The organism is Hymenobacter sp. (assembly GCF_031398885.1).
Taxonomy (GTDB): Bacteria; Bacteroidota; Bacteroidia; order Cytophagales; family Hymenobacteraceae; genus Hymenobacter.
On the sequence record NZ_JANNOD010000020.1, the window covers coordinates 78109 to 93716 of the forward strand.

Genomic DNA, 15608 nt, shown 5'->3' on the forward strand with positions numbered 1-15608 from the left:
TTGGGGCGCCTCTTTTTTTGCGTTTATGGGGGGCAGGAATTGTAAGGGTTGCCCGGGCAAAGCGTCAAGCTTCCCGAAAGGCCAAGCCGGGCACGCCGTGTACATTGCGTCGGCATCGAAGCCCCACCGCTGTTTATGAAGCAACTCGTTGAAAAGCATCCTTTGGCCATCCGCTGGTTTCACTGGGTGAACTTCCCCGTTCTCAGCCTCATGATTTGGAGCGGGATGTGGATTTACTGGGCCAACGACGTGTACCGGCTGGGCTGGGGCGACACGACTCTGTTCAAGTTCTTTCCCACCTCCTTTTACAAGGCCTTCCACGTCGACCACAAGCTGGCCCAGGGCATGGCCTGGCACTTTGTGCTGATGTGGGTATTTTTCCTCAACGGCCTGCTGTACGTGGGCTTCACCATCTTCTCGGGCGAATGGCGCTACCTGCTGCCCACCCGGCACTCCTTTAAAGAAGCCATTCAGGTGACGCTGCACGACCTGGGCCTGCGCAAGGGGCCGCTGCCGGTGCGCAAGTTCAACGGCGCCCAGCAAATTGCCTACACCAGCGTGGTGCTGATGGGCGCGGGCTCGGTGCTGACCGGCCTGGCCATTTACAAGCCCACGCAGTTTGGCTGGCTCACCGGCCTGCTGGGCGGCTACGAGTTTGCCCGCATCATCCATTTCGCGCTCACCATCGGCTACGTGCTGTTTTTTATCGTGCACATTTCCCAGGTGGTGCGGGCCGGCTGGAACAATTTCCGGGCGATGGTGGCCGGCTTCGAAATTGAAGAAGTGGACCCCGCCACCCACAAAGTGACGGCCGGCCCCACCTCGCTGCCCGCGGCCGATGCTTCGCTTTCCTCCAAATAACTTTCCGTGTCCGGTATGACTGACCAACCCGCTGCCCCGGTTCCGGCCGAAGCGCCCCGCGCGCCCCTGCAACCCGAAGCGGCCGTGCTGGCCGAAGCCCAGCGCCGCTCGCGCCGGGCCTTCATTGGCCTGGGCCTGGCCGGGCTGGCCGGTCTGGGCGGCTGGGGCTGGTTGCTGGCGCGGCCCGACGACGCGGGCATTCCGCGCCCCCTGCGCCAGGTGCTGGACGTTAACAGCCGCCTCACCAGCGCCTACTACCGCGAAACCCGCCTGGCCCCCGAGTTTGCCCGCAGCCGCGCCAAGACGCCGCGCGAAAACGGCAAGGTTGGACTGGGGACCCCGCTGGACCCGGCCACTTGGCGCCTGCGCGTGCAGGGCTACGGCGCGGGCCCCGTTCGGGAGTTCACCTTGGCCGATATTCAGGCCCTGCCCAAAGTAGAAATGACGACCGAGCTCAAGTGCATCGAAGGCTGGAGCACGGTGGTGAGCTGGGGCGGGGCGCGCTTCTCGGATTTTCTGGCGCGCTACCCGCTGGCCACCCGCCCCGGCCGCGCCGCCGACCCGCGCAACCCGCCCGCCGACCTGGCGCCCTACGTGGGCATGCGCACGCCCGACGACGCGTATTACGTGGGCCTCGACATGGCCAGCGCCCTGCACCCGCAGACGTTGCTGTGCTACGAAATGAACGGCCAGCCCCTCACGGCCGGCCACGGCGCGCCGCTGCGCCTCGTTACCCCGCTCAAGTACGGCATCAAGCATCTCAAGCGCATCGGCACCATTGCTTTCGCCGATACCCGCCCCAAAGACTACTGGGCCGAGCTGGGCTACGACTGGGACGCGGGACATTGAATTAATGAAGAATGAGGAATGAGGAATGAAGAATTCTCCGGCGACAATTCCTCATTCCTCATTCCTCATTCCTCATTAAGCGCAGCGTTATCGAGCGCAGCGTTATCAGTGTATTACCCGCAGTTCGTAGCGCTCCGGGGCACCGGTGGTGGCGGGTACGTGCCAGGCGCCCACGCGGCTGGGGCCGTAGCCCAGGTTTACTTTCACCCATTCGTCGCGGGTGGGCAGCAGGGCAAGAATCTCCTGCTCCAGACGAGCCAGTTCGCGGCGCTGGTCCGCCGAATTCTGGCCCTGTTCGGTGGCTTTGCGCAGGGCTTTTTCGGTTTCCAGGTAGGCTTTTACTTTTTCTTCCAGCGGAATCAGGGCCGGGTCGAGGTAGTCGAGATTGGAAGCCATAAGCAGGGGTGAAAAGCGGGGAGCTGCAACCAAAACGGCCACGGCTCCGCAAAGATGCGGGCGGCGGGTGTTGTTACTCAGGCGGCCGGGCGGGGCGCGCCGGCAGACGGGCGGTTGCGCTGGCACTTCTCGCCGCAGTATTTCACCTCGTCCCAGTTGGCCCGCCACTTTTTGCGGTACTCGAAAGGACGGCCGCAGGTGACGCAGATTTTGGTGGGCAGCTGGCCTTTGCGAAGTTTTTGGGGGAGCATGGCGGTGGCGAATAAGGAAGCTGCTACGCAAACGCCCGGCCCCGCCGCGAAGTTTTGGGTACTTTTCGGCCCCGAAGGGGTTAGGAAGCGGGGCCGGTGCCGCGCGCTGCCGGCTTTTTTGCCCCACCCGCCCTGCGCCCCGTTCATGACCACCACCTCCGCCCCCGACATCCTGGGCCACGCCCTGCTGGCCTACCACCGCGGCGACGCCGCCGCGGCCCTCACCGTGCACTGCAACGTGGCCGACGACGAGCCGCTGCCCGCCGCTTATTTTTTCCGCACCTTGCTGCAGATGCCCGATTTGGAGCGCCTGGCCCTCGACGAAAGCCGGGGCCGGGTCCTGGACCTGGGCGCCGGCGCCGGCTGCCACGCCCTGGAGCTGCAAAGCCGCGGCTTCGCGGTGAAGGCCGTGGACGTGTCGGCCGGGGCGGCGCAGGTGATGACCGAGCGCGGCGTGCGCACCGTGGCCCGCCACGACCTGTTTGCCCCGCTGCCGCCCACCGAGCTGCCCTACGACACCGTTCTGCTGCTGATGAACGGGCTGGGCCTGACGGGTACCCTGGGCGGCCTCGACCGGTTTTTGGCCCACGCCCGCACCCTGCTGGCGCCCGGCGGCCAGATTCTGGCCACGTCTTCGGACGTGCGCTACCTCTACGAAGACGAAGAAGGCGCCCTCGTGTTCAATCTGAACGGCCCGTACTACGGCGAAGTAGAGTACTCGCTCAGCTACGAGGGCCGCACCGGCGCAGCCTTTCCGTGGCTGTTCGTCGACGCGGCCCTGCTCACGGATGCGGCGGAAGCGGCGGGCTACACCGCCGATTTCCTGGGCGAGGACGAGGACGAGCAGTACCTGGTGCGATTACAAATCAGTTAACTACTCCCTGTCAACGGCTAGCTGTTAACTGCTCATTGTTAACTATTTATGGACGTCACTTACCGCACCCGCTGGGCCGACATGGACCCCAACGGCCACATGCGCCACTCGGCCTACGCCGACTACGCCGCCGACCAGCGCGTGGCGCTGCTCGCCAGTTGGGGCTACGGCGTGGCCCGATTTGCCCAGCTGCGCCTGGGGCCCATTCTGTTTCGGGAAGAAACCAAATTCCTGAAGGAGGTGAGCATCGGCGAAGAAATCCGCGTCGATGGCCGCCTGGCGAGTGTCAGCCCCGATGGTTCGCGCTGGACCATTGTGCACACTCTTTACAAAGCCGATGGCCGGGTCGCCGCCACGGTAACCGTGGACGGGGCCTGGCTCGACCTCGACCGCCGCAAGCTCACCGTTCCCCCGCCCGAGCTGGCGGCCCGATTGGCCACCGTGCCGCCCTACCAGGCCGGCCCGCGCTGAGCTACGCCCGCGCCGCCACGAAAGCCGCCGGCCGCAGGGCCTTGGTGATGCGGCCGAGCTGCTGCTGGTGGTGCAACAGGTGGTCGAGCAAAAACTCCATCACCTGAAAAATGGTGATGCGGCCCGAGCGCGGGTGCGGAAAAATGGCCCGGTTCAGCAGCCGGCCCGGAAATTCGTTGAGCAGCCGCTCCAACTGCCGCCGCGACGCGGCCCAGGTGGCGCGCAGCTCGGGCAGCGACGGCAAGTTGCCGGCCTCGGTGAGGGTGGCCACCCCGCGCGGCGCTTTGTACTTGAAGCCGGGCAGGCGCAGCAGCACGCGCACGAACCGGGCCCGCAAGCGGGTGTACAGGTCCACGGCGGGTAGTTTCTCATCGCTCACTACTTTTTTCTGCACGTACTGAATGATGTTGCCCTCGATAAACAGCAGGTGATGCACCACCTGCGTGGCCGACCAGTGGCCGGCGGCGGGCGCCGTAGCGCTGTCGGTTCCCAGGGCTTCGGCTGCGGCCAGCAGGCGCTCAGTGGCCCGTTCCAGCTGTTCAAATTTGAGGTGCAGGCGATGGTTCATGCGGGTGGGATTGAGGTAAGAAGAGCCAATGGCGCAGCGCCGGCCAAAAGGTACGGTGACAATCCGGTTGGGTTGGCGGCCGGCCGCTGGCCCCCGGCTGGCGGTATTTGGTGAACCTGAGCAGGCGGCTTCCCGCGGCCGGGCCCTAGCTTTGCCCGGCATGCCCGATGTTTCCACCGTTCTGCGCACCGCCTGGCCTGCCCATTGGCGGGTGCTGACTGCCCTGGCGCTGTACGTGGCCTACCTACCGCTGAGCGGCTACCTGCCCGGCCAGTTTCAATTCGACGCGGCCGAATACTGGGAGCTTTCCCTCAAATTCACGCCGCAGGGAAAGTTTTCGCTGCTGGGCTACGACGAGGCGTTGCGGGGCTACCTGGGGCCGCTGCTGGTGCTGCCGGCGCGGCTGCTGTGCCACTTCACGGGCTGGTCGATGCTCACGGGCGCCCGAATACTTGGCGCGGGTTGGGCGGCGCTGCTCTTCGGGCTGGCCCTGCCGCAATTGTGGACCCGGGTGGCCGGCCGGTCGCTGACCGGGGCCCGTTGGCTGGCCGTGCTGGTGCTGGGGTTTATTTTTTGGCGGGACTATTTCAACTTTACCCTCAGCGACCTGCCGGCGCTCACCCTGCTGCTGCTTGGCCTGGCCGCGCTGGGCCGGCCGGGCTGGGCCTGGGCCGGCGCGGCGGGGCTGCTGCTGGCGGCGGCGGTCAACATCCGGCCCATTTACCTGGCCAGCGCGCCGGGGTGGCTGTGGCTGCTGGCGGGCAATTTCGCTGGCGCACCGAGGCCCGGTCGCCACTCAGGGCTGCGGGCGTTGGCACTAGCCGCGGGCCTGGCGCTCGTGCTGCTGCCGCAAGTGCTCATCAACCAGCGGCATTTCCACCGCGCTACGCCCCTCGTGCTGGCCGGCCTGCCGGGCGCCCGCCCGCTCTACCTGAAGCAGCTTTCCTGGGGCACCGCCTACCAACGCTACGAGTCGAGCCTGATTCCTGAAATTCCCCGCTCCCTGGTATTTGCTGACCCCGCCGGCCAGCGGGCCCTGGCCGCCGAGCCGGGCGGCCGCTTTGCCAGCTACGGTCAGTTCCTGCGGTTTGCGGCCCGCCACCCGCTCGCCGTAGCGGCGCGCTGCCTGCGGCACTTGTTCAACGGCCTGGACATTCGGTTTCCCACCCCGTACCCGCGCCACCTGCGCCCGCCGGGCCAGCCGTTGCTGCGGCTGCTGAACTATGCGCTTCTGGGCCTGGGCACGTGGCTGGGGCTGGCGGCCTGGGGGCTTCGTGGCCGTCCCGTCGTGGGCAAGCCGCTGCCCGCCCGCCAGGCCCGGGCGGTGCTGCTGGCCCTGAGCTTGCCGTGCGTACTGGCGCTGCCCACCCTGATGGAATGCCGGTTTCTGCTGCCGCTGCACCTGCTGGTGCTCACTGGCGTGGCGGGAAGCTGGGAGCCGGCCGCGTGGTGGCGGGGACTGGGGCGCTCCCGTGGCCGGCTGGCCGTACTGGTCGTTGCCTTGGGGTGGCTCTGGGGCTGCTGGCAACTCTCAGAATCGACGGCCCGCCAACTCCGGCCGCCCAGCGAGGCTCCGCAGAATTAGCCTTGCTGCTTTGTGCTGGGGCATAAAAAAGCCCCGGCAACCAGCGTCGCTCGGGGCTTTTTGCTGAACAACAACGCTAAATCTTGCTGTACGTCACTTCTTTCACGGCCTGAATCACGCGGGCCACGTTGGGCAGCGAGGCCTCGATGAGGGTGGGGGCGTAGGGCAGGGGCACGTCGGCGCAGTTGATGCGGATGACGGGGGCGTCGAGGAAGTCGAAGGCGCGGCGCTGCACGATGTAGGCCAGCTCGCCCGAGATGCTGGCCAGGGGCCAGGCTTCTTCGATGACGACCATACGGTTGGTCTTTTTCACCGAGCTCACCAGCGTGTCGTAATCAATCGGGCGCACCGAGCGCAGGTCGATGACCTCGGCCTCGATGCCGTCCTTGGCCAGCTCGTCGGCGGCGGCGTAGGCAATTTTCATCATTTTGCCGAAGCTCACCAGCGTTACGTGCTTGCCGGGGCGCACCACGTTGGCCTTGCCGATTTCGAGCAGGTATTCTTCCTCGGGCACGTCGCCCTTGTCACCGTACATCAGCTCCGACTCCATGAAGATGACCGGGTCGGGGTCGCGGATGGCGGTTTTGAGCAGGCCCTTGGCGTCGTAGGGGTTGCTGGGCACCACCACTTTCAGGCCCGGCGTGTTGGCAAACCAGTTCTCAAAGTTCTGCGAGTGCTGGCTGCTGAGCATCCCGGCGTTGCCGGTGGGGCCACGGAACACGATGGGGCAGGAGTACTGCCCGCCCGACATGGAGTACATCTTGGCCGCCGAGTTAATCACCTGGTCGATGGCGACGAGCGAGAAGTTGAAGGTCATGAATTCGATGACCGGAATCAGCCCATTAACCGCCGCGCCCACGCCGATGCCGGCGAAACCCAGCTCGGCAATCGGGGTGTCAATCACCCGCTCGGGCCCGAACTCGTCGAGCATGCCCTGGCTCACTTTGTAGGCGCCGTTGTATTCGGCCACTTCTTCGCCCATGAGGAACACCCGCGGGTCGCGGCGCATTTCCTCGGACAGGGCCTCGCGCAAGGCCTCCCGGAATTGTATTTGACGCATGGTTTTCGTTAGGTAAACTGCGGTTTTGAGCCGTTTGGCAAAGCTACGATGGGCCGGGCGGACGGGCAACGCTCAGCGCAGGGCCTCCCGGAACACTTTGCCCTGGGCGTACTCTTGGAACTCCAGGTCCTCTACGGCGCGCTGGGCGTAGCGGCGGTCGAGCGCCACGGCCTGCTTCAGGAAGGTGCCCACAGCGGCCTCGTTCTGCTGGCGGGCCGCCACCACGGCCATGCCGTAAACCGGGGCGGCGGCCGTCGGGCGTAGGGCCTGGGCGGCGCGGTACTGCTCCAGGGCGGGTTCGTAGCCTTCGCGGCCCACCAGAATCAGGGCCCGATTGAGCGCGTTTTGGTAGGAAGGCCCGGCGTATTGCAGGCTGCGCAGGGCCTCGTCGGGCTGGCCCACTTCGATTTCCAGGGCGGCGCGGTCCGAGAAGATTTTGCGCAGCAGGGGGGCCGCGCCGCCCAGCTTGATGGCGTAGTCGTAGTTCTGCAGGGCTTCGAGGCGGTCGCCAGCGCGGTGGTAGGCGGTGGCGGCGTGGTAGAAGAACTCGGCCGTGGGGTTGCGGTGGGCGGCCAGGGTGAAGTTGACGGCGGCCCGGCGCAGGTAGGCCCGGCGGATTTTGTCGGTGGGCTCCTTTTCGGCGCGTTGCAGCAGCACCACGCCCAGGTTGTGGAAGGCTTCCCAGCTGGCGGTGTTGGCGGCCGCGGTTTCGTAGATGCGCTGCTTCTCGGCCAGCAGCGGCGTAAGGGCGGCGGAGTAGCGCAGCTCCTCGGGCGTGAGGGCGTCGGCCTCAAGCTGCTTGGCCACAATCTTTTTCGCCAGCAGGTACACCTCCGAATCGTAGCGCTTGGGCGCGGTGTAGGTCACGGCCACGGTGCCGAAGCGCAGCACCGGGTAGATGTACTGCTCCAGGTAGTCGAAGTACGTGAGGCGGTGCAGGGCCTTTTCCTTCTCTTCGAACGTACCCCGGGTGTCGTTGATGATGCTGACGACGGAGTCAATCTGGTCGGCTTTCAGGGCCGAAGTCGTGACCTTGCTCAGGAAGGTGTCCCAGCGCCGGGTGTAGGCCAGGGTGTCGAAGCGGATGTTCTCGGTTTTGTTCAGGTAGGAATAATTCTTCACCCGCTGCTTGTAGTAGTAGAGCAGCATGCGCACGCGCTTGCTGGCCAGCAGGCGGTTGTGGGCGTCGGTCGAGTCGGGCGAGTGGCCGGCGATGATGAGCACCTGCTTGGTCTGCTGGTTGGCGTCGATGAGGTCTTCCAAGGCCTGCACGTTGGTGCCCAGGTAGCCGCGGATGAACCATTGGCCCTCGTCAAAAAAGAAGGGCAGCACGCGGGTGCCGCTCATGGTGTTGCTGGCCTGCTCGGGCAAGAGGGCAAGCACGGTGTCTTCGCGGGTGACGAGGCGGGCCGGGTCGGTGATGCCGCGGGCCACGCGCACGTCGGCGGGGGCGCGCAGCACGCGGCCGTTCTTTTTCACCTCCCGTACCTGGGCGCGGGCCAGCAGCTCGCCGGGGTTGCGGCTGGGGGTGTTGGGCAGGCTGAATTTCTGGGTGGCCTTGAGTTGACCCTTGTTTTCGTCGTCGTACACGTAGTTGCCCACCGTGAAGGCAATGCGGCCGAGGGTGTCTTCGCGCAGGCCGTGCTCGTAGCGGTAGCGCAGCAGCAGCTCGTAGGCCACGCCTTTGCGCAGGTGCAGGGCCGGCACGCGGGCCACCACTTCGAAGGGCACGGCCTCGCCGGAGGCCGTCAGGGGCGCGGGCCGGGCCACCACGGTGCGCCCGGTTTCGGCCTGCTTGAGGACCCGCGGCAGGGCGCAGGCCGAAAGCAGGAGGGTGGCTGCCAGCAGCCCGTGGGCCACTGGCCGCAAAAAGTTTATCATCAAAACGCGCAACGCAGGAAAACAAAAAACAACCGTACCAACGTAAGGACAACCAAATTAGTCGGACCCGGGCCCGTAAAATTACGCGCTCAAGCTTGCCTCAGCGTCATGCAAGCCTTATCTTAGCCCAGAGAATCTGTCTATTGTCAGCTGCTACCGCCTATGAAACGCTTCACCGACTACCTCGAAACGCAGTCTTTCGGCTTGTGCTCGGCCCTGGCCCAGAAGTGGGGGTTCAGCACCCGCAGCGTCCGGCTTTCGTTCGTTTACGCGTCGTTTTTCACGTTCGGCTCGCCCATTGTGCTCTACTTCGCCGGCGCTTTTTGGATGAACGTGCGCCGGGCCATGCGCCAGCAGCGCAGCACCGTGTGGGATTTGTAGGGCGGTAGCCCAACCATTGCCACCAACAGCACCATGAGCGGCACCGTTGTTACCACCGCGGAAGCTCTGGCCATCCACACCATGGTCATGCTGGGCTTCCGCTACCTGTATAGCAGGCGGATACCGGCGGCATTCGACCGAATAATGGGTTCCGTCACACCCCCGGACCTGGCAGCGTATCTGAGGTTTGCCCCCAAGGCATTGGTTGCGTTCGTACTGCTGCCCTCTTTAGTGGCGGCACCTCTGTGCCTGGCTTTGCTGAGCGACTGGAGCTACGGTGGTCAGCAACTGGTGCTGCTGCCCCACTGGCTGCACCTAATGAGCGACAAGAGAATGCTGGGCTTTGTTCGGGCCACGTTGCCGTTATAACTGTTTCTACGGGTTCAGCTCGCTGAATTTCCGCTTGCCGCGCCCGAAGTAAGCCCACACCACGCTGCCTGCGTACACGCCGGGCCGCTCGGCCGCCCGCAGTCGGGGCCGGGCGGCCCGGCGCTGCGTGCGCCAGTAGCCCAACTTCCCATAAAAGCTGAAGTGCGCCCGCAGCACCGCCCAGAAATTATCGCCCTGGCCCGCGGCCAAAAACCGCAGGGCCGCCGCGCCGTCGAGCACCAGGCGCAGCAGCAGGGGGCCGTAGAGCTCGCCGGGGGCCGCGTTTTTGTAGAGCAGGACCAGGCCGTTGCGGAAGTTGAGGTAGGTTTTGCGGGGGTTGGTTTTGGGCAGGGCGCCGCCGCCGTGGTACCAGACCTCGTGCCCGGCGTTTTGCAGGCGCCAGCAGAGGTCAATTTCCTCCATGTGGGCGAAAAAGGCCGGCTCGAAGCCGCCCAATTCCCGCCAGGCCGCCCGGCGCACGAGCAGGCAGGCCCCGCTGGCCCAAGCCACGGGGGCGAGAGCTAAACCAGTATTGTCGAGGCCTTCAACTGCTCGTTGCGCTAGCGCTGCGGCGGGCTGGTGCGCGAGTCCCTGACCCTGTACCCGGTCCGCATTAGAACAGTTATCAGCAACTGTAGTCGAAATATCAGCCGAGATTAGGTCACCGCTTAAACCTCACCCATTGCCCCGGTGTTGCTCCCTTAACCTCCTCCATTAACGCACTTGGCAAAGGTTTGGCCCACTCCCAATCCGGGGCCAGCCATAACCCATAACCCCAGGCAAGTCTGAGTCGCTCCGTGTCGGCAGGGCCTCCGACTTGCGTGAACTGGCTGAGGAGGTGAAGCAATCCGAAATATTTGCCAGCAGCGGTAGAGCGTCGGGTCCCGGGTTTTAAAAACGCACTGGGCGTTGCCAGCCAGCCCATGCCGGCGGCCCCGACGAGGCATCCCTGCTGACAAAAAAGCAATGGCAAAAGCCTGGGTCAAGAACAAACAGGTACGGTGAATAGCAGTATTTGACCTGTTACATTTTTGCGCATTTATAACAACTTTGATAGCCTCTTACTTGAAAGCCAGTTGAGCTTATGCTAAAAAACAGTATTTCTTGGTTCCAAACAGGCTCCTTAAGCCTCGAGGGTGGCGCACGGAAACTTAATCTCAAACCATTTCAAATGTCCTTCCTGCACTCAACCCCAATTATGAAGAAAAACCTACTGCTGAGTTTGTTGCTGATGGTCATTGGCAGTTCGCCGGCGTGGGCCCAGGGCCGCAGAGTGAGCGGCACCGTGGGCACGACGGAGGGGGCCGGGGGCTTCCCGGGGGCCACGGTGCTGGTGAAGGGCACCACCGCTGCTACCGCGACGGATGCCAACGGAGCATATAGCTTGGAGGTCCCGACTGCGGGAACCACGCTGGTCTTTACGGCGGTGGGCATGCAGACCATTGAGGAAGCCATCGGGGAGCGCACGACGATTGACGTGCGGTTCAGAGCCGATGTTAAGCAACTGAACGAAGTCGTTGTTACCGCGCTGGGTACGAAAACACTGCGCGACCGGTTTGCCTCGTCCGTGACGACGCTGGACGGCGCAGCGGTGGCGAAAAGCGGCGAAACGAGCCTGCTGACCGGCCTGAGCGGCAAGGCGTCGGGGGTGCTGGTGACCCGCAACGGCGGCGACCCCGGCGCGGGGGCCTACATCCAGATTCGGGGGCAGAACACCATCAACGGCAACATCCAGCCCCTGTTCATCGTGGACGGCGTGCCGGTGAGCAACGCCAGCGACAACCTCGGCACGGCCACGCCCAGCGGCAACGGCATCGTGCAGCAGTCGCGCATCAACGATATCAACCCCGAGGACATCGAGCGCATGGAGGTGCTGAAAGGGGCTTCGGCGGCGGCGCTCTGGGGCACCCGGGCCGCCAACGGCGTGGTTATCATCACCACGAAAAAAGGCCAGGACTCCAAGGGCAAGGTCAACATCAGCGTGAAATCGACGGTTTCGTTCGACCGGGTGAACAAGATGCCCGCCCTGCAGCGCGCCTACGGGCAGGGCTCGGGCGGCTTGTACCAGCAGGGCAACCGCAACAGCTTCGGCGACCGCATTGCGGACCGGACGGGGGGGCCGGACACGTACATCACCAGCCCCGCCGCGCCGGGCTACCAGGGCGTGCTCACGTTCGCGGACGGCACCAGCCGCTACGCCATCGCGCCGGGTACGGCGGCCAACCCGCACGGGGGCAAAAACGCCCGCGACACCTATAATCACACCGACGACGTGTTCCAGACGGGGTATTTCACCGACAACAGCGTCAACGTCAGCGGCGGCAACGAGCGGTCGAATTTCCTGGTCAGCTACGCCAACCTGAACCAGGAGGGCGTCATCAAGGCCTTCAGCGACTACCAGCGCAACACCGCCCGGGTGAACATGGCCAGCCAGTTTACCGACTGGTTCCGGGCGGCGGCGAACGTGGGCTACACCAAAACGGGCTCGTCGCGCATTCAGGAGGGCGACAACGTGGACGGGGTGATGCTGAGCAGCCTGCGCACCCCGGCCGACTACGACAATGCCGCTTACGCGGGCACGTTCACCAACCCCGCCGGGCAGGTGTTCACCAACGCGCACGCGTCGTACCGGAACCCGCTGGGACGGGATTTGAGCACGATTTACTCCAACCCCGTCTGGAACATCAACAACAACCGCAACACCAGCGACGTGGACCGGCTCATCGGCAGCCTGCAGCTGGACGTGACCCCGGCGGCCTGGCTGAGCATTACGGGCCGCACGGGCGTCGATAATTTTACCGACAACCGCCTGGAGCGCTTCGGCCGCACGTCGGGCAACTTCCAGAACGGGTTCCTGTCGAAGAACTGGATTGCGGAAAAGCAGTTCAACGCCGACGCCTTCGCCACCGCCACCAAAACCCTGAGCCCCCGCTTTGGCGGGTCGCTGCTGTTGGGCGTGAACTACAACAGCCGGCGGCGCGCCACCCTGTCGAGCGCTATCAGCAACCTGATTGTGCCGACGGCGCCCGATATTCTGACCAACGCACTCAACTCCAACCTGTCGGCCAGCAACCTCAATTCCCTCGTGCGGACCTACGCGTACTACGCCCAGGCCGAGGTGCAGGCCTACGACATGCTGTTTCTGACGCTGACCGGCCGGAGCGAGAGCGCCTCGACCTTCGGGGCCCAAACCAACAGCAGCTTCTTCTTCCCCTCGGCGGCCCTGGGCTGGCAGTTCAGCAAATTGGGCGGCCTGGAGACCAATTCGGTCCTGAGCTTCGGCAAGCTCCGCCTGACCTGGGGGCAGGTGGGCATTCAGCCCCAGCCCTACCAGAACTTTACGACTTTCGGCCCGGCCGTCTACGCCGACATGTTCACGCGGGGCCTGACGGCGGCCAGCCCGCTTTACGGCGGGGGCTACGTGCGCGGCACCGCGGCCGGCAACGAATTCCTGCGCCCCGAGCGCAAAACGGAGTCGGAAGTGGGCGTGGACCTGCGCTTCCTACGCAACCGCGTCAGCTTCTCGGCCACGGCCTACCGCAACCGCACGAAGGACGTCATCCTGTCGCTGAGCGTGCCGAACGAAACCGGCTACACCATCCGCAACAGCAACGCGGCGGAGCTGACCAACAAAGGGCTGGAGCTAGACGCCGGGGCCGACGTTATCCGGCGGGGCGATTTCAGCTGGAACCTGACGAGCAACTTCTCGCTGAACCGCAACGAAGTGGTGTCGCTGGCCGGGGCTTCGGTGTACATCCTGCCCGACAGCTACATGCAGAATTCGTCGCTGATTCCGGGGCAGCCGTTCGGCATCTTTTACTCGACCGATTTCCTAAAGGACGACGCGGGCCAGTACATCCTGGACGCGAACGGGTTTCCGCAGGGCGGCATCAGCAACGAAATCATCGGCAACCCCAACCCGAAGTGGCGGGGCGGCCTGGGCAGCACCTTCGCCTACAAAGGTCTCTCGCTCTACGTGTTGTTTGATAGGGTGGCCGGCAACGATTTCTTCAACGGCACCCGGGGCTCCCTCTACGCCTTTGGCACGCACGGCGACCAGGGCAGCACGGTAGTGGCCCCGGCGGGCGGGCTGAAGGACGTGAGCGGCGCCCTGATTCCGGCCGGCACGGCCTTCCAGGGGCAAATCAAGGACTTTGGGGCGGGGCCGGTGGCCATCAACCAGGCGTGGTGGCAGGGCCGGGGCTCGGCGTCCAACTCAGCCTCCTACAAGCAGTTTGTAGAAGACGGCAGCGTGTCGCGGCTGCGCGAGGCCACCCTGACCTACCGCTTGGGCGGGCCGGGCTTTCGGCAGTTCACGCACCTCTCGAACGTTGATTTCAGCATGACCGGGCGCAACCTGGTGCTGTGGACCAAGTACACCGGCACCGACCCGGAAGTGAACATCACGGGCGCGGGCCTGGCGCGCGGGCAGGACTGGTTCACCAACCCGAACACGAAGTCGCTGCTGTTTTCCGTGCGCGTCACCTACTAAGCCGACGGCTCAACCGCCTCATCGAAGCAGAATCATGAAAAAAGTATTTTCCCAGAAAGTCATCGCCGCCCTGCTGGCGGTCAACCTGCTGACCGGCTGCCAGGGGCTGTTTCAGGAGCCCGACATCCAGAACAACCCCAACGTGGTGACGGACGTGGACGTGACCACGCTGCTGGCCGGCACGCTGCTGGGCGTGTCGTTCCTGCACGAGGACACCGACGTGCGCATCGCCTCGCTGTGGGCGGGCGAGCTGAACGGGCTGTCGCGCGCGCACCAGGGCTACGCCCAGTACATCGTCTCGTCGCAGAGCTTCTTCTGGAGTCCGCTCTACCCGGTGGCCAGCCAGGCCCGGCTGATGCAGACCAAGGCCGACGCGGTGGGCGACCAGTGGACCAAGGGCGTGGGCCAGGTCCTGGAGGCGTTGGTCATTGCCAAGGCCACGGCCCTCTACGGCGACGTGCCCTACCGCCAGGCCTTCAACGACGCGGCGTTCCCCACGCCGGTGTTCGACCAGCAGGCCGAGGTGTACGCGGCCCTGCAAACCACCCTCGACAACGCCATCACCAACCTTTCGGCCCCGACGGGGCTGGCGTTTGCTTCGCAGGATTTCATTTACCGGGGCGACGTGGCAAAGTGGAAAGCGGCGGCCAACACCCTCAAGGCCCGCCTCTACCTGCACACCGGCGACTACCCCCGCGCCGTGGCCAGCGCCGCGGCGGGCATTGCCGGCCCGGCGGGCGACGCGCTGGTGCCGCACGGCACGGCCCAGGGCGTCGACATCAATCAGAACTACGACTTCTTCCGGGTGAGCCGGGCCGGCGACACGGGGTTCGACGGCGCGTACCTGCCCCGCTTGATGCAGTCCCGCATCGGCTCGGCCAACACCAAAACCGACGAAACCGCCCTCTACAACCACTACCTCAAGGTCGGCATCACGGCCACGGGCAGCCTCGACCCTAACACTACCGACGGAGCCTTCACCGCCAACGCGCCCCATCCCATCCTCACGTACTACGAGAATCAGCTGATTCTTGCCGAAGCACAGGCCCGCCTGAACGTGCCCGCTGCCGCCCTCACGGCGCTGAATGCCGTGCGGGCCGGCCTGGCCACCGGCTACGTCAATGGCAAAACCATCGCGGCCCCGGGCCGGCGGTACGACGCGTACGCGCTGACTGATTTCAGCCCCACCGGGCTGGCCAACCCCACCGGACTGGCGACGGTGCAAACCGCTTTGCTCTACGAAATCATCAGCCAGCGCTACATCTGCTTCCTGATGCAATACGAAGCCTTCAACGATTATCGACGTCTGGCCAAGGCCACACCCGTGGTGCAGCTGCCCATTCCGCTCTACGCCGGCACGCAGAAGCCGCAGCGGTTCATTTATCCGCAGAACGAGGTGAACACCAACCCGAACGTGCCCCAGCCCCTGCCGAACCAATTCGCGGGCGTGCCCCTCTTCTAACCAGGTGCAGCGCCTGTTCGACGGGTTGGCACCACTGCCAGCGGCACGAGCCGAAGAGCCGTGAAGAAGGGTACAAAACTTAACGCAAGCGGCTCACCAGCCAGCGGC

Annotated in this window: 15 protein-coding genes; 9 read left to right on the forward strand and 6 right to left on the reverse strand. The window is 65.0% G+C overall.

The genetic code is table 11. The features are described from left to right. Positions 1 to 135: 135 nt before the first annotated feature. Together RMO51_RS02535 and RMO51_RS02540 are read left to right on the forward strand one after the other, a co-directional pair. Positions 136 to 861 (forward strand): cytochrome b/b6 domain-containing protein, encoded by a 726-nt coding sequence (locus RMO51_RS02535; RefSeq protein ID WP_310391699.1) that lies wholly within the window; start codon positions 136 to 138, stop codon positions 859 to 861. Between the two features lie 15 nt (positions 862 to 876). After that, complete coding sequence (locus RMO51_RS02540) at positions 877 to 1710, forward strand: molybdopterin-dependent oxidoreductase (RefSeq protein ID WP_310391700.1); 834 nt, start codon at positions 877 to 879, stop codon at positions 1708 to 1710. A gap of 105 nt (positions 1711 to 1815) precedes the next feature. On the opposite strand, the gene RMO51_RS02545 is transcribed toward RMO51_RS02540, so the two are convergent. Both RMO51_RS02545 and RMO51_RS02550 read right to left on the reverse strand, forming a co-directional pair. After that, positions 1816 to 2106: a hypothetical protein gene (locus RMO51_RS02545; protein ID WP_310391701.1), complete on the reverse strand. Its 291-nt coding sequence runs from the start codon at positions 2104 to 2106 to the stop codon at positions 1816 to 1818. A gap of 77 nt (positions 2107 to 2183) precedes the next feature. Then, entirely contained in the window at positions 2184 to 2357 is a 174-nt protein-coding gene (locus tag RMO51_RS02550) for a DUF2256 domain-containing protein (protein WP_310391703.1), read from the reverse strand. Positions 2358 to 2502: 145 nt separating this feature from the next. On the opposite strand from RMO51_RS02550, the gene RMO51_RS02555 reads away from it, so the two are divergent. Then, positions 2503 to 3231 (forward strand): class I SAM-dependent methyltransferase, encoded by a 729-nt coding sequence (locus RMO51_RS02555; protein ID WP_310391705.1) that lies wholly within the window; start codon positions 2503 to 2505, stop codon positions 3229 to 3231. 48 nt (positions 3232 to 3279) lie between these two features. Next, positions 3280 to 3702: a thioesterase family protein gene (locus tag RMO51_RS02560; RefSeq protein ID WP_310391707.1), complete on the forward strand. Its 423-nt coding sequence runs from the start codon at positions 3280 to 3282 to the stop codon at positions 3700 to 3702. Position 3703: 1 nt separating this feature from the next. Here RMO51_RS02560 and RMO51_RS02565 read toward each other — a convergent pair whose 3' ends face one another. Beyond that, a complete protein-coding gene (locus tag RMO51_RS02565; RefSeq protein WP_310391709.1) occupies positions 3704 to 4270 on the reverse strand; it encodes a DinB family protein in 567 nt (188 codons plus the stop codon). Between the two features lie 160 nt (positions 4271 to 4430). Between RMO51_RS02565 and RMO51_RS02570 the strand changes: the two genes are divergently transcribed. Further along, entirely contained in the window at positions 4431 to 5855 is a 1425-nt protein-coding gene (locus RMO51_RS02570) for a hypothetical protein (protein WP_310391711.1), read from the forward strand. Positions 5856 to 5931: 76 nt separating this feature from the next. On the opposite strand, the gene RMO51_RS02575 is transcribed toward RMO51_RS02570, so the two are convergent. Both RMO51_RS02575 and RMO51_RS02580 read right to left on the reverse strand, forming a co-directional pair. Beyond that, a complete protein-coding gene (locus tag RMO51_RS02575; protein WP_310391712.1) occupies positions 5932 to 6984 on the reverse strand; it encodes a pyruvate dehydrogenase complex E1 component subunit beta in 1053 nt (350 codons plus the stop codon). A gap of 3 nt (positions 6985 to 6987) precedes the next feature. Beyond that, positions 6988 to 8796 carry a tetratricopeptide repeat protein gene (locus tag RMO51_RS02580; protein WP_310391714.1) on the reverse strand — a complete coding sequence of 603 codons (1809 nt, stop codon included), beginning with the start codon at positions 8794 to 8796 and terminating at the stop codon, positions 6988 to 6990. Between the two features lie 162 nt (positions 8797 to 8958). Here RMO51_RS02580 and RMO51_RS02585 point away from each other — a divergent pair, with 162 nt between their 5' ends. Together RMO51_RS02585 and RMO51_RS02590 are read left to right on the forward strand one after the other, a co-directional pair. After that, complete coding sequence (locus tag RMO51_RS02585; RefSeq protein WP_046242767.1) at positions 8959 to 9177, forward strand: PspC domain-containing protein; 219 nt, start codon at positions 8959 to 8961, stop codon at positions 9175 to 9177. A gap of 33 nt (positions 9178 to 9210) precedes the next feature. Continuing rightward, positions 9211 to 9546, forward strand: a complete 336-nt coding sequence (locus tag RMO51_RS02590) for a hypothetical protein (RefSeq protein ID WP_310391717.1) — start codon at positions 9211 to 9213, stop codon at positions 9544 to 9546. Between the two features lie 6 nt (positions 9547 to 9552). Here the strand turns inward: RMO51_RS02590 and RMO51_RS02595 are convergent, their stop codons facing one another. Next, entirely contained in the window at positions 9553 to 10056 is a 504-nt protein-coding gene (locus tag RMO51_RS02595; protein WP_310391720.1) for a hypothetical protein, read from the reverse strand. Positions 10057 to 10744: 688 nt separating this feature from the next. Between RMO51_RS02595 and RMO51_RS02600 the strand changes: the two genes are divergently transcribed. Together RMO51_RS02600 and RMO51_RS02605 are read left to right on the forward strand one after the other, a co-directional pair. After that, positions 10745 to 14038, forward strand: a complete 3294-nt coding sequence (locus tag RMO51_RS02600) for a SusC/RagA family TonB-linked outer membrane protein (RefSeq protein WP_310391722.1) — start codon at positions 10745 to 10747, stop codon at positions 14036 to 14038. A 34-nt stretch (positions 14039 to 14072) separates the two neighbouring features. Next, positions 14073 to 15500, forward strand: a complete 1428-nt coding sequence (locus RMO51_RS02605; protein WP_310391724.1) for a SusD/RagB family nutrient-binding outer membrane lipoprotein — start codon at positions 14073 to 14075, stop codon at positions 15498 to 15500. The last annotated feature ends 108 nt before the right edge of the window (positions 15501 to 15608 follow it).